Origin of the sequence: Thermococcus alcaliphilus, assembly GCF_024054535.1 — an archaeon.
Classification (GTDB): Archaea; Methanobacteriota_B; Thermococci; order Thermococcales; family Thermococcaceae; genus Thermococcus_A; species Thermococcus_A alcaliphilus.
The window spans coordinates 1-617 of sequence record NZ_JAMXLV010000009.1; the positions used below are offsets into that span (position 1 = coordinate 1).

Annotated in this window: 1 protein-coding gene; it reads left to right on the forward strand. The window is 45.5% G+C overall.

Going from position 1 to position 617, the window contains the following annotated elements:
• Nucleotides 1-48 precede the first annotated feature (48 nt).
• A partial coding sequence (locus tag NF859_RS00355) for an IS6 family transposase (RefSeq protein ID WP_252742514.1) occupies nucleotides 49-617 on the forward strand: 569 nt, incomplete at its 3' end.

The window sequence follows — 617 nt, forward strand, 5'->3', positions numbered from 1 at the left end:
GTCAGGTTTAAATCTCAGACACTCCCTCAGAAAAAGAAAGAGGGGAATATGCAAGCTGAAACCATTATCCACTGGATGGTTTCAGCCTTAAAACCTTTTCGCCGAAACAAAATCCCACCAGAAAAGAAAATCAGAGCAACAAACCTGTACCTAAACGGCTTAAGCTACAGGCAAACCGCCAGAATCCTCGGAATCAGCCACACAACCGTCTGGGAAGCCGTTCAAAAAATAGCAGAAGCAGTTTACAAGCCAAAAATCCTCGCAGTCAAAAAACAGCGAAACTTCATCGCAGTTGACGAAACAGTAATAAAAATCAACGGGAAGAAAAGATTCCTCTGGGCTGCAATTGACGTTGAGAGCAAGGAAGTTTTAGCAGTCTGGATTACGACTGTTAGAAACTGGTGGGTTGCCAGGGATTTCATTCTGGTTGTTTTAAAGTCGTGTGAAGGGCAGCCCGTCTTTCTGGTTGACAGGGCGAGCTGGTATAAGTCTGCTTTTAAGAGTCTGGGGTTGGGTTATCTGCATGTGACTTTCGGGCCGAGGAACAGTGTTGAGCGCTGGTTTAGGACGTTGAAGGAGCGGACGAAGCGTTTTTGGAATAATTTCAGGAGTGAGGA